16 protein-coding genes are annotated in these 19,580 nt (G+C 42.6%); 10 read left to right on the top strand and 6 right to left on the bottom strand.

What is annotated here, in order from left to right; translation table 11 throughout:
• Positions 1 to 101: 101 nt before the first annotated feature.
• The 3 genes from lolA to rplU all read right to left on the bottom strand — a co-directional run bounded on the left by lolA (position 102) and on the right by rplU (position 1,567).
• Positions 102 to 788 carry an outer membrane lipoprotein periplasmic chaperone LolA gene (gene lolA / locus AC5YCD_RS00080; protein ID WP_496128108.1) on the bottom strand — a complete coding sequence of 229 codons (687 nt, stop codon included), beginning with the start codon at positions 786 to 788 and terminating at the stop codon, positions 102 to 104.
• A gap of 194 nt (positions 789 to 982) precedes the next feature.
• Positions 983 to 1,237: a 50S ribosomal protein L27 gene (rpmA, locus tag AC5YCD_RS00075; RefSeq protein ID WP_122901581.1), complete on the bottom strand. Its 255-nt coding sequence runs from the start codon at positions 1,235 to 1,237 to the stop codon at positions 983 to 985.
• Positions 1,238 to 1,255: 18 nt separating this feature from the next.
• The gene (rplU, locus tag AC5YCD_RS00070) at positions 1,256 to 1,567 is read right to left on the bottom strand and encodes a 50S ribosomal protein L21 (protein WP_122901579.1); all 312 of its coding nucleotides are present in this window, start codon (positions 1,565 to 1,567) and stop codon (positions 1,256 to 1,258) included.
• A 408-nt stretch (positions 1,568 to 1,975) separates the two neighbouring features.
• Here rplU and sdsA point away from each other — a divergent pair, with 408 nt between their 5' ends.
• From sdsA to AC5YCD_RS00025, 9 genes are all read left to right on the top strand, one after another.
• Positions 1,976 to 2,953 (top strand): All-trans-nonaprenyl-diphosphate synthase, encoded by a 978-nt coding sequence (sdsA, locus tag AC5YCD_RS00065; RefSeq protein WP_496128107.1) that lies wholly within the window; start codon positions 1,976 to 1,978, stop codon positions 2,951 to 2,953.
• Positions 2,954 to 2,960: 7 nt separating this feature from the next.
• A complete protein-coding gene (locus AC5YCD_RS00060) occupies positions 2,961 to 5,006 on the top strand; it encodes a site-specific recombinase (RefSeq protein ID WP_496128106.1) in 2,046 nt (681 codons plus the stop codon).
• A 138-nt stretch (positions 5,007 to 5,144) separates the two neighbouring features.
• Positions 5,145 to 5,753 (top strand): phosphatase PAP2 family protein, encoded by a 609-nt coding sequence (locus AC5YCD_RS00055; protein WP_496128105.1) that lies wholly within the window; start codon positions 5,145 to 5,147, stop codon positions 5,751 to 5,753.
• Positions 5,754 to 5,779: 26 nt separating this feature from the next.
• Positions 5,780 to 7,024 carry an efflux RND transporter periplasmic adaptor subunit gene (locus AC5YCD_RS00050; RefSeq protein ID WP_496128104.1) on the top strand — a complete coding sequence of 415 codons (1,245 nt, stop codon included), beginning with the start codon at positions 5,780 to 5,782 and terminating at the stop codon, positions 7,022 to 7,024.
• Positions 7,025 to 7,033: 9 nt separating this feature from the next.
• The gene (locus AC5YCD_RS00045; protein WP_496128103.1) at positions 7,034 to 10,210 is read left to right on the top strand and encodes an efflux RND transporter permease subunit; all 3,177 of its coding nucleotides are present in this window, start codon (positions 7,034 to 7,036) and stop codon (positions 10,208 to 10,210) included.
• Positions 10,210 to 11,667: a multidrug efflux RND transporter AdeIJK outer membrane channel subunit AdeK gene (gene adeK / locus AC5YCD_RS00040; RefSeq protein ID WP_496128102.1), complete on the top strand. Its 1,458-nt coding sequence runs from the start codon at positions 10,210 to 10,212 to the stop codon at positions 11,665 to 11,667. Before AC5YCD_RS00045 ends, adeK begins: the two co-directional genes overlap by 1 nt.
• A 98-nt stretch (positions 11,668 to 11,765) precedes the next feature.
• Positions 11,766 to 12,116 (top strand): YbjQ family protein, encoded by a 351-nt coding sequence (locus tag AC5YCD_RS00035; protein WP_496128101.1) that lies wholly within the window; start codon positions 11,766 to 11,768, stop codon positions 12,114 to 12,116.
• A 3-nt stretch (positions 12,117 to 12,119) separates the two neighbouring features.
• Entirely contained in the window at positions 12,120 to 12,557 is a 438-nt protein-coding gene (locus AC5YCD_RS00030) for a YbjQ family protein (protein ID WP_496128100.1), read from the top strand.
• A gap of 292 nt (positions 12,558 to 12,849) precedes the next feature.
• Entirely contained in the window at positions 12,850 to 13,989 is a 1,140-nt protein-coding gene (locus AC5YCD_RS00025) for a GGDEF domain-containing protein (RefSeq protein WP_496128099.1), read from the top strand.
• A 5-nt stretch (positions 13,990 to 13,994) separates the two neighbouring features.
• On the opposite strand, the gene AC5YCD_RS00020 is transcribed toward AC5YCD_RS00025, so the two are convergent.
• Both AC5YCD_RS00020 and AC5YCD_RS00015 read right to left on the bottom strand, forming a co-directional pair.
• Entirely contained in the window at positions 13,995 to 14,801 is an 807-nt protein-coding gene (locus tag AC5YCD_RS00020) for an SDR family oxidoreductase (RefSeq protein ID WP_496128098.1), read from the bottom strand.
• 10 nt (positions 14,802 to 14,811) lie between these two features.
• Positions 14,812 to 15,471, bottom strand: coding sequence for a hypothetical protein (locus AC5YCD_RS00015; protein ID WP_496128097.1), 660 nt, complete (start codon positions 15,469 to 15,471; stop codon positions 14,812 to 14,814).
• A 160-nt stretch (positions 15,472 to 15,631) separates the two neighbouring features.
• On the opposite strand from AC5YCD_RS00015, the gene AC5YCD_RS00010 reads away from it, so the two are divergent.
• A complete protein-coding gene (locus AC5YCD_RS00010; RefSeq protein ID WP_496128096.1) occupies positions 15,632 to 18,526 on the top strand; it encodes a valine--tRNA ligase in 2,895 nt (964 codons plus the stop codon).
• Between the two features lie 66 nt (positions 18,527 to 18,592).
• Here the strand turns inward: AC5YCD_RS00010 and AC5YCD_RS00005 are convergent, their stop codons facing one another.
• Positions 18,593 to 19,369: a hypothetical protein gene (locus AC5YCD_RS00005; protein ID WP_496128095.1), complete on the bottom strand. Its 777-nt coding sequence runs from the start codon at positions 19,367 to 19,369 to the stop codon at positions 18,593 to 18,595.
• Positions 19,370 to 19,580: the final 211 nt, after the last annotated feature.

Raw genomic sequence — 19,580 nt, 5'->3', positions numbered from 1 at the left:
TAGCGCCACAAAAAAATTCTGCATGTTAAAAATCCAAGTAAAAGAACATTTTTTAAACAAGTAAAAAAGCAGCCCGTAGGCTGCTTTAGAAGCGATATATGTTATTGATCAATAATGTCCGTACCCTTTGGTGGGGTAAAGTTAAAGGTCGAGGCTGGAATCTTGGCATTGACTTTGGTGTTGCTAAAACGCACGTGTGTAGTTTGACCCAATGAATCTTCAAGAATCATTAAAGTAGGTGCATTTTTAGCCCCAAAACTAATGGTTAAACTTTGAAATGCGCCCTCTTTATTTTTTGGATACAAAGTGTAATAAGTTTTGCTTTGATCTGGCTGTGAGATCCGGTATGCCTGCTGAATTTGCGCAGTATTACCGGATAACAACAACGCTGGCGTATTGGCCACTTGCTCATCCAAGCTTTGGCGTACTGCTTGTTTTAAATCAGGATCGTAAATCCACACGGTACGGCCAGTACTGACAATGGTTTGTTTGACAGGGCTATTAATTTGCCAATGGAATTTGCCTGGGCGTTCAACCTTCATGACCCCTTTGAAAGTTTGATTCATGTGCTGAGCCGTCAAAGCTTTGTTATTTTTGGCTTTGGCTGAGGTTTTGGTGCTTTGCTCAAAGTTGGCTGTTAGGCTTTGAATACCGCTCAATTGTTTAACTAAGTTTTGAGTCGCAACCTGTTCTGTTGCCGGCGCGGCATAGGTACTTGTGACCATCAGCGGTGTCAGGCTCGCTGCACCCACTGCCATTGCACTTAGTGTTTTACCTAACATATTCATGTGATCACCTTAGTTATCAGTTATGTGTTTCGCTCATGTTAAACCAAATTTACCGCTAAATATGGGAGAAAATTGGCAGTTTTGTTGTTTTATTTCAAGTAAATGTAGGATTTTATCCATCATGATGGAGTTTTAGCTGCATATGACGCATAAAAAAAACCCGCAACAGGTGCGGGCTTTTTTTCTATTAAAACTTACGCTTCAACAGATACGTAGCGACGGCCAAATTGACCTTTCACTTCGAATTTTACTACGCCATCAGCAGTAGCAAATAGAGTATGGTCACGGCCCATACCTACGTTTACACCAGCGTGGAACTCAGTACCACGTTGACGAACGATGATGTTACCAGCTGTAACTGATTGACCACCGTAGATTTTTACGCCTAACATTTTAGGATTCGAGTCGCGACCGTTTTTAGTCGAACCACCGGCTTTTTTAGATGCCATCTCTATATTCTCCTAGAATTAGCCTGCGATCGCAGTAATTTTCAACTCAGTAAACCATTGACGGTGACCTTGTTGTTTACGATAGTGCTTACGACGACGCATTTTGATGATGCGGATTTTGTCGTGGCGACCGTGGCTAACTACTTCAGCAGTTACAGTAGCGCCAGCTACAACTGGAGCACCGATTTGAATGCTTTCGCCGTTAACAAGCATTAATACGTCATCAAACGTAATAGATGCGCCAACTTCAGCTTTCAATAATTCAACTTTAAGGGTTTCACCCTCAACAACACGGTGTTGTTTACCACCGGTTTGGATTACTGCGTACATAGTGTACTCCAAAATACCCGTGTGTTCGTGCCAATACAACAACATATTGAACTTCAAACGAACGCCACTGGGGGTTATACGAAGCGAGGAATTTTAAGTGATTCTCGGCTAAACAACAAGCCATTTTACATAAAATATTGTCTGTAGAAAAAAGCAGCAAAAGCTTAAATTCCTGATACTATTTGACCGACATGGCTGATTTTGTGTAAGTTTCAGCAATTAAAATAAGTTTTTAGCTATTCGGTACGCACTTAAAGCCTACCCAGTCGACCTAGAAATGGTTGAAATGTTGTAAAATGGCGGCTTTTTCGAGCGTCTTCAACAAACATGGGCATTTGCACATGCCTATGTTTAAGATAAATTGTTACACTCTCTTTGCAATTTTATATTTATAGAGGTTTGTCTTTCATGGCCATCGACTTTAAGCAAGATATTCTCGCTCCTGTTGCTCAAGACTTTGCTGCGATGGACACATTTATTAATGAAGGCATTACCTCAAAAGTTGCCTTAGTGATGGCAGTGAGTAAACATGTGGTCGAAGCAGGTGGCAAACGCATGCGTCCAATTATGTGTTTATTGGCAGCCAAAGCCTGTGGTGTTACTGATTTAGACGCGCATCGTCGTTTAGCAGCCATCATTGAAATGCTACATACCGCAACCTTAGTGCATGACGATGTAGTCGATGAATCAGGTTTACGTCGTGGCCGTCCAACTGCCAATGCCACTTGGAACAATCAAACTGCAGTCTTGGTGGGTGATTTTTTAATTTCACGCGCTTTTGACTTACTGGTGGATTTAGACGATTTAAAATTACTTAAAAACTTTTCCACGGGCACCTGTGAAATTGCCGAAGGCGAAGTGTTACAGTTACAGTCTCAGCATCAACCTGACACCACAGAACAGACTTATTTAGCCATTATTCATGGCAAAACCTCACGCCTATTTGAAATGGCAACTGAAGGTGCGGCAATCTTGGCTAAAAAACCAGAATTTGCCTTAGCCTTGAAAAAATTCGCCGGTCATTTTGGCAATGCTTTTCAAATTATTGATGATATTTTAGACTACACCTCAGATGCAGAAACTTTAGGTAAAAATATTGGTGACGACTTGATGGAAGGTAAACCGACCTTGCCATTGATTGCCGCACTCAAAAATACCCAAGGGGATGAGCATGCCATTATTCGTAAAAGTATTGCCACAGGCGGTACCGACCATTTAGACCAAGTGATTCAAATTGTGCACAATTCAGGTGCACTTGATTATTGCCGCCAACGTGCCACCGAAGAAACCGAAGCTGCGATTGCCGCATTACTTGAATTACCTGAATCTGAATCCCGCCAAGCGTTAATGAACCTTGCACATTTAGCCTTACATCGTATTCAATAAGTTGCGTATGCAGATAAAATTTAACGACCTTTTACTTCAAATGCAGCAGCAGCTCGAATCGCGAGCGCCGCTGCATGATGAAACACTCATCCAACTGGTCGATCGTTTACGACCAAGTGACCCTCAGCTACAACACGAAATTCATGATCATCTACAGGCTTTAATTGACTGTTTAATTCGTGTGCCCTACGCGGTGAGCACCTTACAAACTTTTATTTTAAGACTGATCAGCCAATATAAACAAAGTGGCTTATATGCCGATACAGGTATTTTATCGCAAGATGGTTTTTGGAATCAGCTCTTTAAACGCTTAGGCGCACATTTCCTGCCATTAATTCCAGATGAAAGCCAATTACAACAATTACTCCGCAGGGTATTTCATCAGCGCAGCGATAAAAACTGGCTTGACAATATTAGTGACCAAGATTGGCAACAGTTATTTATTTTACTGTCGCAAGGTCATAGCAACCAAAGCTATAAACTACAGATTAAAAGTGAGCTCATTAAAGCCATTACCGTACTGTCTTATCGCATTAGCGGGATTGGTTTGTATCCAGAATTTATTGATGCTTATCCGGAGCTAACCGAATACGAATCACCTTTCTTGGTGCAAAACCGCGAGATCATTGATTTCATCCGTCACTACAAAGACTTGCATCGTAATACCGAGCATATGATGGTGGTGGCGCCACCTGATGCTGCCCAAGCCTTGGTGATGATTGAACAATGCCATGATGTGGTGCAAAAAATTCGTCGCTCCACTAAGCGGATTGGGGTCAGTGTCAGTCTGACCTATTTATTAACTTTGCTTGAACAATGTTTAGAACGTCTAGAGCTGCTCCTAAACTTAATTGTTGAAGATAACGATAGACGCTTTAAGATCCTAAAAGAGCTACTAATTGATGTCACTGCCACCAGTTATGATGAACTCAGTGTGCGCTCTTTACTGACCACCAACAGTGAATTGATAGCCTTACAGGTCACTGAAAACGCCAGCAAAACTGGTGAACACTATGTAAGTACCGATAAACAGGGCTTCTTTGGCATGTATAAGTCCGCCGCTGGTGCCGGACTGATTATTGCTGTGATGGCCACTTTAAAGACCTTGATGGCACGTGTGTCGATGGCCCCCTTGATGCAGGCTTTTTCCTACAGCATGAATTATGCATTGGGTTTTATGCTGATTCATGTCCTGCATTTTACTGTGGCCACCAAACAACCTGCCATGACCGCAGCCGCACTTGCCTCTACGGTACAACGTGGCAAAGGCTCGAAGATGGCACAATTGGCAGAAGTGGCTGTACTCATTGTCAACATTATTCGCACCCAATTTATTGCGATTTTAGGTAATATCTCGATTGCTATTCCAACTGCTGCATGTATTGCTTTTTTCTGGGATGCAGCGCTGCACGAACCCTTAATGACCCATGCCAAAGCCGCAAAAACTTTACATGATTTAAATCCGTTTACCTCATTGGCTGTCCCCCATGCGGCGATTGCCGGAGTATTTTTATTTTTCTCAGGCTTATTGGCTGGGTATTTTGACAACATGGCGGTCTATCGAAAAATAGGACCACGCCTTAAAGCCCATCAACGTCTAAAAAAATGGATGGGCCAAGAACGTCTTAATCGTTTTGCAGATTATATAGAGCGTAATTTTGGTGCTTTAGCCGGTAATTTCTTATTTGGTATTATGCTTGGCAGTATGGGAACGATTGGCTTTTTGCTCGGGTTACCACTCGATATCCGCCACATTGCCTTTGCTTCAGCCAACTTTATTCAAGGCTTAATAAACATTAACCAACCTGATCTGGGTTTGGTCATTGTGTCCTTGCTTGGTGTCTTACTGATTGGTTTAACGAACCTTTTTGTCAGTTTTACTTTAACAATTATTGTGGCCTTACGTGCGCGTCGGGTACGCTTTGAACAATGGCAACCTTTAGCAAAATTAGTCCTGACTCATTTTTTAACCCGACCCAGCGACTTTTTTTGGCCCCCTAAGCAAGCCATTGCTATAGAACAAGAATTGCAAAAAAAATCAGGCATATCGTAATTCTTATACAGAAAAACCTGATGAAAACCTATAAATTTGCATAACTTACACACGCTTGAAAAGAAGTGTACTGACAAGTACACTTTAACACTAAGGATTAACCGCGCTGTAATCGGTTGTCATATTTAGGGGTCTTCGATGCCTTATTGCCTGCTGCTGTTAGGTTTTTTATTGTTATTTTTCAGTATATTGATTCTTAATTCCCCCACTTTAAATGCTTTAGATCTAAGCGCAGTGGTGTACTTGAGTCAGCAACGTAATGAAACGTTCAATCAAATATCAAGCAGCTTATCTGTGCTAGGCGGCATGCCTTTTGTATTATTTTTCACCACACTATGGTGTTTTGTCTTAGCGTGGTATAAAAAATATTCAAAAATACTTTTTATTGGTCTTGGACTTATAGGAAGTATCGCTTGTGCTTGGCTACTTAAATATCTCATTGCCAAACCGCGTCCACCTGAAATCTATCATCTTGTAGAAAGCTACGGATCATCGTTTCCAAGTGCGCACAGTTTCTATGCAGCAAGCCTTGCCGCATTGGTGCTATTGGTCAGTCGAGGTCATCAGCTATACCGCTATTTGGCAGTATTGGCATGCTCTTGGTTGTTGGTCATGGGAGGATCACGAGTATATTTAGGCGTACATTACCCTTCTGATGTGATTTCTGGTTGGGGCATTAGTTTTATATGGATCAGCTTGCTGTATTTGCTTGGCAAATCTCAGTTTTGTCCTAAAAACAAATTTTAAATAAACATCTTAATTGAGGTGGAATAATGATGTCTGCAAAGCTTTGGGCACCCGCCCTGACTGCTTGCGCATTAGCAACAAGTCTGGTGCTTGTTGGCTGTAGCAAAGACGAAAATAAACAGGCAGCCGCTGCTCAGCAGCAAATGCCGCCAACCGAAGTTGGTGTCATTGTTGCCCAGCCACAAAGCGTCGAGCAATCAGTCGAACTTTCTGGCCGTACTACAGCCTTTGAAGTGTCTGAAGTACGCCCTCAAACCAATGGCGTGATTTTAAAGCGTCTGTTTGCTGAAGGCAGCTATGTGCGTGAAGGTCAAGCGCTGTATGAAATTGATTCACGTACCAATCGTGCCAATCTCGACAGCGTACGTGCGAATTTAGCGCGTCAACAAGCCAATTTAAACGTGTTACGCGTTAAAGAAGGTCGTTATCGTCAATTGGTCGGTTCTAACGCCATTTCTAAACAAGAATATGACGATGCTGTGGCACAAGTGAAATTGGCTGAAGCTGATTTAGCTGCCACACAGGCCGAGCTACGTAATGCTGAAATTAACCTCGGTTATTCAATTGTACGTGCACCAATTTCTGGTCAATCGAATCGTTCAACAGTGACCGCCGGCGCTTTAGTGACCGCCAGTCAAGCTGAGCCTTTAGTGACCATTCAGCGTCTTGACCCCATTTATGTTGATATCAACCAATCAAGTGCCGAGCTATTGCGTTTACGTCAGCGTCTATCTCAAGGGAGCTTAAATAGCTCAAACAACACCACGGTGAAGTTAAAGCTTGAAGATGGTAGCTATTATCCTGTTGAAGGTCGTTTGGCATTTTCTGATGCCAGCGTCAACCCTGATACGGGTACAGTAACCTTACGTGCTGTGTTCCCAAACCCGAACTATTTATTGCTGCCAGGCATGTTTGCCACTGCAAAAATTGTACAAGGTGAAGTGCCAAATGCTTACCTGATTCCACAAGCGGCTATTACGCGTACCCCAACTGGTCAAGCCATGGCAATGTTGGTTGATGCCAATGGGAAAGTTGCACCGCGTCCAGTGACCACCACGGGTGCGCAAGGTACCGATTGGATTGTCACCGAAGGTTTAAATCCAGGTGATAAAGTGATCGTTGATGGTATTGCTAAAGTGAAACCTGAACAGCAGGTGGTTGCTAAACCGTATCAACCTAAAGCGGCTGCGCCTCAAGCTCAAGCCCCAAGTGCGGATCAACAACCTGCCAGCGAAGCAAAATCAGCACCTGAACAAAAAGCGCAAGCTTAAGAGGTAAGGATGGCTCAATTTTTTATTCATCGCCCAATCTTTGCTTGGGTGATCGCATTGGTGATTATGCTGGCGGGTGTGCTCACCTTAAGCAAAATGCCAATCGCACAGTATCCAACCATCGCACCACCCACAGTGACGATTTCTGCGACTTATCCTGGTGCTTCTGCTGATACCGTAGAAAATACCGTGACGCAGCTGATCGAGCAACAGATGAATGGTCTCGATGGTCTACGCTACATTTCATCAAACAGTGCCGGTAATGGTCAGGCATCAATTACCTTAAACTTTGAACAAGGTATTGATCCCGATATTGCACAAGTTCAAGTCCAGAACAAACTGCAATCGGCAACTGCTTTATTACCAGAAGATGTACAACGTCAAGGTGTACGTGTTACCAAGTCCGGTGCCAGCTTCTTACAAGTATTAAGCTTCTATTCACCGGATGGTTCACTGACCGGTAACGACATTAAAGACTATGTTAACTCCAACATCTCTGAACCTTTAAGTCGTGTGGCAGGTGTAGGTGAGGTACAAGTTTTTGGTGGCTCATACGCTATGCGTATTTGGTTAGATCCGGCTAAAATGGCCAGTCTACAAGTGACGCCAAGTGATGTATCTGCTGCGATTCGTACCCAAAACGCGCAAGTTGCGGTGGGTCAATTAGGTGGTGCACCGGCAATTGAAGGTACGGTTTTAAACGCGACCGTTACTGCGCAAAGCTTACTGCAAACGCCTGAACAATTTGCCAACATCTTCTTAAAAAATACCTCTAACGGTGCACAAGTCCGTTTAGGTGATGTAGCAAAAGTTGAACTTGGTGCAGATAACTATCAGTTTGATTCTAAATATAACGGTAAGCCATCTGGCGGTGTCGCAATTAAACTTGCTACCGGTGCCAATGCCTTAGATACTGCGCAAGCGGTTGAAGCCCGTTTAAAAGAATTACGTCCTAACTATCCTGCGGGCTTAAAAGACGAACTGGCTTTTGACACCACACCTTTTATTGAACTCTCAATTAAAAGTGTAGTCAAAACCTTAATTGAAGCGATCATCCTGGTTTTCATCGTGATGTTCTTGTTCTTACAGAACTGGCGCGCCACGATTATTCCAACCATGGCAGTGCCTGTGGTGGTACTGGGAACTTTCGCAGTCATCAACATGTTTGGCTTCTCGATTAACACCTTAACCATGTTTGCGATGGTACTGGCCATTGGTCTTCTGGTCGATGATGCCATTGTCGTGGTGGAAAACGTTGAGCGTGTTATGGTCGAGGAACATCTAGATCCTGTGACCGCAACAGAAATCTCGATGAAGCAAATCTCAGGCGCTTTAATTGGGATTACCTCGGTGCTGTCTGCGGTATTCGTACCTATGGCATTCTTTGGTGGTACGACAGGGGTTATTTATCGTCAGTTCTCGATTACTCTTGTTACCGCCATGGTGTTATCACTGCTTGTAGCGTTAACCTTTACGCCAGCGCTATGTGCCACCATGCTCAAACAGCACGATCCAAACAAAGTTCCAAGCAACAATATCTTTGCTCGCTTCTTCCGTTGGTTTAATAGCAGCTTTGACAAAATGTCAGAGAAATACCAAGGCGGCGTCAACCGCATGACCCACAACAAGATTTTCTCTGGTGCGGTTTATGTCGTGGTACTTGTCGGAATTGTGTTCTTGTTCCAAAAACTGCCTTCTTCATTTTTACCTGATGAAGACCAAGGTGTGGTGATGACACTGGTACAACTACCACCAAACGCAAGTTTGGAGCGTACTGGCGAAACCATGGATGCCATGACGGGCTTCTTCTTAGAGAATGAAAAAGACCACGTTGAATCTGTGTTTAGTGTGGCAGGTTTCTCATTTGCCGGTGTGGGTCAAAACGCAGGTATGGCGTTTATTAAACTCAAAGACTGGTCAGAACGTACAACACCTGAATCGCAAGTCGGTGCGATTATTGGCCGTGGTATGGCACTTAATATGATCGTAAAAGACGCGACTTATATTATGCCTTTACAGCTGCCAGCGATGCCAGAACTTGGCACCAGCTCAGGCTTTAACTTACAGCTTAAGGATGCTGCAGGTAATGGTCATGCTAAATTAATCGAAGCACGTAATATGATCCTTGGCATGGCCGCACAAGACTCACGTCTTGCTGGTGTTCGTCCAAATGGTCAAGAAGATACACCGCAGTACAAAGTGATTGTTGACCATGCACAAGCCGGTGCGATGGGCGTCAGCATTGCTGAAATTAACAGCACTATGGGTATTGCTTGGGGTGGTTCATACGTCAACGACTTTATTGATCGTGGTCGTGTGAAGAAAGTTTATGTCCAAGGTCAATCTGATTCACGCATGATGCCGGAAGACTTAGATAAGTGGTATGTGCGTAATAACAAAGGCGAGATGATTCCATTCTCAGCATTTGCTACAGGCGAATGGACCTATGGTTCACCACGTCTAGAACGTTATAACGGCTTATCATCAGTCAACATTCAAGGTACACCCGCACTGGGCGTCAGCTCAGGTGATGCGATGCTTGCCATGGAAGAGATTGTGGCCAAACTGCCTCAAATGGGCGCAGTCGGTTATGACTTTGAATGGACAGGTTTATCACTCGAAGAACGTGAATCAGGCGATCAAGCACCATTCTTATATGCGCTATCGCTCCTGATTGTATTCTTATGTTTAGCCGCCTTATATGAAAGTTGGTCAATTCCATTTTCGGTATTATTGGTGGTGCCATTAGGTATTATTGGTGCTTTGGGCTTAACTTTTGGCGGCATGGTGTTGTTCCAAAATCCAAACCTATCCAACAATATTTACTTCCAAGTGGCGATTATTGCGGTCATTGGTTTGTCGGCTAAAAATGCGATCTTGATTGTTGAATTTGCCAAAGAGTTGCAAGAAAAAGGCGAAGAGCTATTTGATGCAACTTTACATGCAGCCAAAATGCGTTTACGTCCAATTATTATGACCACTTTAGCTTTTGGTTTTGGTGTACTGCCACTTGCCCTCTCTTCAGGCGCGGGTGCGGGTAGCCAACACTCAGTGGGTTATGGTGTATTAGGTGGTGTAATCAGTTCAACATTACTTGGTATTTTCTTTATTCCAGTCTTCTATGTATGGATTCGTAGCATCTTCAAATACAAACCAAAGCCACCACGTACGGAGAATATGTCTTAATGCAAACTCTATGGTCTACAACTGGCCGTGGTCTTGCACTTTCTGCACTTGCGCTTGCTTTGACTGCATGTCAAAGCATGCGTAACCCAGAACCTCAAGTGCAAGCGACCACTTTACCTGTGGCTTATGTTGCGCCTGCAACAGGTCCTTCAGTGGCAGAGCAAGGCTATAAGGATTTCTTTGCCGATCAACGTTTGGCACAAGTGATTGACCTTGCCTTAACCAATAACCGTGACTTACGTATTGCTGCACTCAATATTCAACGTGCCCAGCAAACCTACCAAATTACTGAAAACAACCAATTACCAAGTATTGGGGTCAGTGGTAGTGTATTACGTCAAGACACGGTCAATAGCAAACCGATGACCAGCTATAATGTAGGTCTAGGGGTAACTGCTTATGAGCTTGATTTTTGGGGGCGAGTACGTAGCTTAAAAGACAATGCTTTAGACACATACTTAGCAACCGCAAGTGCACGCGATGCCACGCAAATTGCACTGGTTGGTCAAGTTGCACAAGCATGGTTAAGCTACTCTTTTGCTGCTGCCAATTTGGCTTTAGCTGAACAGACCTTAAAGGCACAACTTGAGTCTTATAACCTGAATAGAAAACGTTTTGAGGTTGGGATTGATAGTGAAGTGCCAGTACGTCAAGCGCAAATCTCAGTAGAGACTGCACGTAGTGATGTGGCCAATTACAAAACCCAAATCACTCAAGCACAAAACTTACTTAACCTCTTGGTGGGTGAGCAAGTGCCTAGCAGCTTGTTACCCAATCAACGTGTGACGCGCATTACTGCCAATAATGCCATTCGTTCTGGTTTACCAAGTGATTTACTTAACAACCGTCCGGATATTCGTGCGGCAGAGTATCGTTTATCTGCAGCAGGTGCCAATATTGCCGCAGCCAAAGCGCGTATGTTCCCAACGATTAGCTTAACCGGTTCGGCAGGTTTAGGCTCACGTGAGCTTAGCGATTTATTTAAATCAGGTTCATTTGTCTGGTCATTGGGTCCAAGCCTAGATATTCCACTTTGGGATTGGGGCACACGTAAAGCCAATATCAAAATTTCAGAAACTGATCAGCAAATTGCTGTATCAGACTATGAAAAATCGATTCAAAATGCGTTCCGTGAAGTCAACGATGCCTTAGCGGTACGTCAAAATATTGGCGAGCGCTTGGCAGCACAGCGTAGTTTAGTCGAAGCCACCAATAAAAACTATCAATTGTCACAAGCGCGTTTCCGCGCGGGTATTGATGGCTTCTTAACGGTGTTAGATGCACAGCGTGGCAATTATACAGCGCAGCAAGGTTTATTATTGCTCGAACAAGCCAATTTAAACAACCAAGTTGAACTGTATAAAGCCTTAGGTGGCGGTTTAAAAACTTACGCAAGTGACCCTTTAGTTAATCCAGCTTCTTCAGCTGAACAAGCAGAACTGCGTAATACCCCATAAATGTTAAATTAAAAAAAGCTCACCTGGTGTGGGCTTTTTTTATTGCTTTTTAATAGATTTTTTCCTATGGTCAAGGCATTAATTAAGAGAAGAACTAGATGTTATTGAGTAATTTAGAAAGCATGCCCGGCTATACGATTTGCCGCCAAATTGATGTGGTCTATGGCAGTACCGTACGCAGCAAACATGTTGGACGTGATTTATTGGCTGGTCTTAAAAATATTGTTGGTGGTGAACTGACCGCTTATACCGAACTACTAGAAGAATCACGTCAAGAAGCCCTGAACCGTATGATTGCCAAGGCCCAAAGCTTAGGTGCCAACGCGGTGATTGGGATTCGTTTTTCGACCTCAAATATTGCCCAAGGTGCCTCTGAACTGTTTGTCTATGGCACGGCGGTGGTGGTTGAACCCATCATGCCAAAACTGCCCGATCCTTTTGCGAGTTAAACCATGGAAAATTTACTTTTCCAATTGGGTGTATTTGCCCTGCTGTTTGTGATTGGCTTTACCTTTGGGCGCTACAACGAGCGTAAGCATTTAGCAGAACTTGAAATGAATGAAGCGCGCCTTGCCTATATTACGGTAGATAATCAACGTTTGATCCAAAGCACACAGCCAGGTCAGCTTATTAGCAGCAATGTGGTGATTTCACATGACTACTTTAAATTTGTACTGGCCAGCATTCAAAATTTCTTTGGTGGACGTTTAAAAAGTTATGAAAGTATTTTAGAGCGTGCCCGACGTGAAGCGTTGATACGTTTAAAATTAGAGGCCGAAAAAGTAGGTGCCACCCATATTATGGGCCTACGCCTGAGCACCACAGAAATGGGTATGCAAGGCAGTATGGTTGAAGTCTTTGCTTATGGGACAGCCATTCAACCTGCCTAATTTTGTATGTGCCGACCTTTCTCAAGCTCAAACTTTGAGCTTGAGGAAAGCTTGCTGAATTGACCTTGGATCGGAGGCTGTACACCACACCGATTACATTTTAGCTGCAACTTTTGCAGGGGATTAGGATAGAATGGCACGCGCTCTTTGTATGCTCACCACGATTAAGTCAAATCGTTTTAGCTTTGCTGTTATTTAAAAACTTACACTCGCTGATACTCTGCTCAGCTGCTGCAACACCTGTAGATGCTCAATGCTCACCATCCATTTTTATTTTCTCGACTAGCACACCATGCTCACCTCTGATCTTAACATCTACAGCTTACTCATCCCAAGTTTAGTGCTGTGTTTGAGCCTGATTACGCTGCTCATCGCTTATAACAAGAATTTAGGCAATTATTTGGTGAGCTACGCTACGGGACTGTTTTTAATTGGTGTGACCATTTTTTTAAATACCACCCTATCCACAACACTGCTAAATAGCTTTGCCAGTATATTAAGCCTAATTTATTTTAGCTCTTGTGCCCTACACGCCCAAGCGCTGTATATCCGTTTAAAGTTGCCATTTTCATTGCGACGTTGTTGCATGTTTATGCTATTAGGGATGCTAGGCGTCGCGTTTTTTTCTCACTATTATGCCTACCAAAACGCCCGTATTGTTAGCATTGCTTTGGTTACCGCCTTAATCTACTTGCACCGTCCCATCTTATTTTTTAAGGTCAAAACACGCCTCAAGATAGATTATTATCTCAAAATATTTACTTACGTGATGTTGGGCCTTGTCTTATTTAGAGCAGGCTTAATCATCGCTCTACATTCAACTGACGAGTATATTGCACAAAATGAAGGCTTATGGGCGTTGACCCAGATGATCATTGTGTTTGTGAATTTAGTGTTTTTTAGCTTATTTGTTAGCAGTTCTATTTTTGATTCTATAACCAAACTCAAACAAGAACGTTTGTTAGATCCACTGACCGGACTGCTCAACCGACGCGGTTTTAATATGTATGTGGCTAAACTCAAAGCTGCCATGCCCCATCAAAATGCAATTTTAATGGCCGATTTAGATCACTTTAAAAACATTAATGATCAATACGGCCATCATATTGGTGATCTTGCCCTGCAACATGTCAGTCGTCTGTTACAGCACAATCTTCGTGAACAAGATCAGGTCTTTCGCATCGGTGGCGAGGAATTTATTATTTTATTAGCACAAGTCAGCAATGAAAATGCCGATGAAATTGCTGAGCGCATTCGAAAAAACATTGAACAAGAAGCGCTGCTTTATCAAGGTCAAAGCATTAATTTATCTATTAGCATTGGCATTAGCTTTTTTAAACATGGCCAGCAACTCGACACAGCCTTATTAGATGCCGACCAATTGCTGTACCAAGCTAAAAAAATGGGTCGTAATCAAGTTCAACGCGCTTAAAGCCATTATTTGACTTTGATGTTACGGATCATTTTATACAGCAGCTTGGGTGATAAACGTGACACTATGACCCCTATTTTTTCCTTAAGCCCACCCACCACAATATATTCTTGCTCATCCAATAAAGCCGCAACCACAGTCTGCGCAAACTCATCGGCATCTAAGCCATTCTCAATCGCACTGTCTTGATGCCCTTGTGGCTTACCCTCACCATTTAAAGCATTAAACGACACGTTGGTTTTCACAAAACCCGGAAACACTACCGATACTTTAACCCCATGCTCTGCCACTTCGGCGCGTAAGCTATTGGCCCACATATGAATGGCAGCTTTGGCGGCTGAATATGTGGCGCGGTACTGGGTCCCCAATAAGCCTGCGACACTGGAAATAAAGACAATACGACCCGTTTTTTGCGCCAAAAAGGTGGGTAATACCGTTTTGGTTAAAAACACCTGTGAGAAATAATTAATTTCCATAATGGCACGTTCAGTCTGCATCGTAGTGTCTTGAATCAACGCACGCTGACTTAAACCTGCATTATTAATTAAGTAATCAATGCGCCCCTTATGTTGGAGCACTTGGGCATAAGCATGACGGATATCTGCCTCATTGGTGACATCACATGCCACCACCAGATGACGTTCTGGATGGCTCAGGCTCAAACGCACCTGTTCTAGTACCTCTTGACGACGTGCGCTTAATACCAGTTGTGCGCCTTGCGCTGCAAAAGCTTTAGCTAAAGCCTCCCCTAAACCTGAAGATGCCCCAGTAATCCAGACCACTTGATCGGCCAAATTGTGCTGTGTTGTCATGTTATGATTCCTAAGGGTTATGTATAGAAATAAAGGTTAAAAAATGTTTTAAGTAGGCTTGGGCATGCTCAGGACTTAACTGCTTAGCCATTTTTTCTAAACGTTTGTAGCCCATCTGCGTGGTGAGACCAATGACACCGGCTAAGCTTTTATCGACCACAAAATTAAATTTGAGTTTTTTCTTAGGCTCACGTACCAACTGAGTTACGCCTTGGTCAATAATTTCAATCAAACTACTAAAAGCAGCAGGGATTTTGCTTGGGTCTTCCGTCAGAAATTGACATTGCGTCTTAAACTTGCTGGCTAATGCTGGGGGAATAGGATATTTCAGCCAAATTTGTCCCTCTTGTACTGAGGTCATTTCAGCCAAATCATTAATCAACAGTTTAAGCCGTTCATTGTTTAACAGTTGCATCGACCACGGTAAATGTTTACGAATGCTGGCAATAATTTGCTCGACGGTGTGTTCAGATTCAAATTGCGATTGCTCGGCAGAAATTTGGCTTAAATAACCAAACACTTGCTCGACAATTTGACAAGCAATGTCTGCTAAATTCTCGCCCACTGGCTGAGCCAAACTTTGCGCATGACCCAAATTTAACAATTGCTGTAACTCTAAAAACCGTCGATAGGTGGTAGGCTGTAAATTCAGTTGCACCATATCATCCATAATGGCCTCTTGTTATTGTTGTCCGGAAAAACTCCGCTTTAGCATAGGCCAACTTGACGGATAAACCAATTGCATAAACTTTGATTTTGCCTCATCCCGCAGCTTCATATTTTTTGCTACAATGATTGCAATTTTTATCCACTTTTGATCTGTTCGAACTATGACTGATTCAGCGCAAAATATCGCGACAACCTACGATCCGACTGAGATCGAGAAAAAATGGTACCAAACTTGGGAAGAGCGTGGTTACTTCAAGCCATCTGAAAAAGGCGAGTCTTTCTGTATCATGATTCCGCCACCAAACGTCACTGGTAGCTTGCACATGGGTCATGGTTTTAACAATGCCATCATGGATGCTTTAACCCGTCATAAGCGTATGTCTGGTTTTAACACGCTTTGGCAACCAGGGACTGACCACGCAGGTATTGCAACGCAAATGGTGGTTGAGCGTCAGCTCGGTGCACAAGGTATTAGCCGTCATGATTTAGGTCGTGAAAAGTTCATCGACAAAATCTGGGAATGGAAAGAACAATCTGGCGGTACCATTACCCGTCAAATCCGTCGTTTAGGTTCATCTGTGGATTGGTCACGTGAACGCTTTACCATGGATGAAGGTTTATCAAATGCTGTTAAAGAAGTGTTTGTAAAACTACATGAAGATGGTTTGATCTACCGTGGTAAACGTCTGGTTAACTGGGATCCAAAACTTCAAACTGCGCTTTCTGACTTAGAAGTTGAGTCTGATAAAGAAGAAGCAGGTTCATTGTGGCACTTCAAATATTTCTTTGAAGATAAGTCACTTCGCACACATGATGGTAAAGATCACATCGTTGTGGCAACCACTCGTCCTGAAACTTTGTTGGGTGATACAGCTGTTGCAGTTGCACTAGATGATGAACGCTATGCGGCATTGGTTGGTCAAAACATCATCCTACCAATCACAGGTCGTGCTGTTCCAATCGTTAAAGATGAATATGTAGACAAAGAATTTGGTACAGGCTGTGTGAAAATCACTCCTGCGCATGACTTCAATGACTATGAAGTGGGTAAACGTTGCGAATTACCAATCATCAACATCTTCAACAAAAATGCTGAAGTGCTTGCTGAGTTTGAATATATCGCCAAAGCGGGCGAACAAATTTCTAAAACCATTCCTGCCCCTGCGGACTATATTGGTTTAGAGCGTTTTGAAGCACGTAAAAAGCTCGTTGAACAAGCTGAAAGCGAAGGTTGGTTAGACCAAATTCAACCATACACGCTTAAGCCACCTCGCGGTGACCGCTCAGGTGTGATCGTTGAGCCACTTCTTACAGACCAATGGTATGTGAAAATTGCACCGCTTGCTGAACCTGCAATTAAAGCAGTGAAAGATGGCGACATCAAATTTGTCCCTGAGCAATACAGCAATATGTACATGGCTTGGATGAACAACATTCAAGACTGGTGTATCTCACGTCAATTGTGGTGGGGTCACCGTATCCCTGCTTGGTACGATGCGGAAGGTAATGTTTACGTTGGACGTTATGAGGAAGAAGTTCGTGCGAAAAACAACATCCCTGCCGATGTTCAGTTAGACCAAGACGAAGACGTGTTAGATACATGGTTCTCTTCTGGTCTGTGGACATTCTCAACTTTGGGTTGGACAGGCGATGCTGAGAAAGATAAAGAAAACTATTTCTTAAATACCTTCCACCCGACTGATGTGTTGGTAACAGGTTTCGACATCATCTTCTTCTGGGTTGCCCGCATGATCATGATGACCATGCACTTCATGAAAAATGAAGATGGCACACCACAAGTACCGTTTAAAACCGTATATGTACACGGTTTGGTACGTGATGGCGAAGGTCAGAAGATGTCTAAATCTAAAGGTAACGTGCTTGACCCATTAGATTTGATTGACGGTGTTGATCTTGAAACACTCGTACAAAAACGTACCACAGGTTTGATGAACCCGAAACAAGCAGCGAAGATTGAAAAATCAACCCGTAAAGAATTCCCTGAAGGTATTCAATCTTACGGTACTGATGCGGTTCGTTTCACTTTCTGTGCGCTTGCAAATACGGGTCGTGATATCAAATTTGATATGAAACGTGTTGAAGGTTACCGTAACTTTGCCAACAAAATCTGGAACGCTACGCGTTTCGTGATGATGAACTGCGAAGAGCAAGTGATTGGTCAAGAAGTCCGTCAAGACCTTTGGGAATTGCCTGAACAGTGGATCGTGAGCCGTCTACAAAAAGCAGAACAAGCAGTGCAAACCGCATTTGCAACCTACCGTTTAGACTTGGCTGCACAAGCGATTTACGAGTTCATTTGGAATGAATACTGTGACTGGTATGTTGAGCTGACGAAGCCTGTTCTAAATGATGAAAACGTATCGGTTGAGCGTAAAGCTGAAGTGCGTCGTGTTCTTCTTTCTGTGATGGAGGCGTCTTTACGTTTAGCACATCCATTGATGCCGTACCTTACAGAAGAAATCTGGCAAACACTTGCGCCGAAACTGAACATCGTTGGCGAAACCATTATGCTTGCACCGTACCCTGTTGCTGACCAAGCCCTTATCAACGAACAAGCTGAAGCAGATATGCAATGGCTTCAAGGTTTGATTGGTGCGGTACGTAACATCCGTGGTGAGATGGGTCTAGGTAATGCTCGCTTGTTGCCTGTTCTGCTTCAAAACACCACTGATGCGGAAAAAGCGCAAATTGCTCGTATTGAACCGTTGTTTAAAGCATTGGCGAAAGTTGAAAGCATTACATTCCTAAACGATGCTGAACAACCGCCATTGTCTTCATCTTCAGTAGTTGGTCATGTGTCTGTATTCGTTCCAATGAAGGGCTTAATTGACCCGAAAGCGGAATTGGGTCGTCTACAAAAAGACTTAGACAAGGTTCAAAAACAGCATGACCAAATTGCAACTAAACTTGGTAATGAAGGTTTTGTGGCGAAAGCACCTGCGGCTGTGGTTGAAGGCGAGAAAGTGAAACTTGCTGAATTTGCTGATCAGTTAGCGAAGATTAAAGCGAATATGGAGCAGATTGCGGCGCTGTAAGGTGTTGTTAGTTTGATCTAATTTGTGTATAAAGGGCTGATTATTCAGCCCTTTATTTTAAATTCACTATACCAACATATATCCCCAAGAATATCTTATTATTTTATCTAGAAAACGACTATCATCATCAGATAAACAATATTTTGCACCAAATTTATCCTTAAATTCTTTTAGAAATTCTTGCGTGATAGTCATAAAATATTTTGGCAATTCAAAATGGCTTAAATTTTTTAAAAAATCATCTTCACCGTATAATTGATTAAGTAATTTTCTTGCTTCTTCAAGAGTCTTTTGTTGCTTAAAGAATGCCTCATTATTCTCATCAATTGTTTCAGGATCGGTTTCAACTAACGTTGTTCCATGTGCTAAAATATTTCTTAAACTAAATAAAATTTTTATCTTTCTATAAAGATCTTTATTAATTTCTTTACTTATATCAAATTTTAAAAAACCTGTATAAAAAGAGAATAATTTTTCAATACCACCCTCACTTTCTAAACGAATAAGAAAACTATCTAAAATATTTTCATATGATGATTTTCCAGTAGCTCCTTTTTTTGAGTTTTCTTCAATATGCCTATTAATCTCATTTCTTAAATTTTGAGATAATACGTACCTTAAAGCTCCCTCAATTATTGCAGCATTCAACGAAAGTAAAGGGAAGTTATATACATAGTTATCTATTATTTTTTCTTCTTTCTCAAAAGTTGGCATAAAACTAGCGTTAATTACATCCTGAGAGCTATCAATTTTCTTTGGTGTATTTTTTCTCTTATGCAAAAGAGCAAGTTGCTCATAACTGCGTAACAAAACTTGGTGAGTAGCTAAATTCAAATAAGACATTTTTTACCCCTTGTAAAAGTAAGTTTAATCTTCTTATTCTACCCTCACCCCAGCCCTCTCCCATAGGGAGAGGGAGCAGTCATTTGTAGTGGTCAACAAATATTGGACACAGTTTTAAGTTCATTTTCAGCCTGACAAGGACTGATACCATCGTTAAATCGATGAGGTCGTATCTGATTGTAGTATTCCATCAGATACAGACCAACATCTA

The sequence above is a fragment of the Acinetobacter sp. CY05 genome (assembly GCF_059515805.1).
This window is presented reverse-complemented; position numbering and strand designations above follow the sequence as displayed.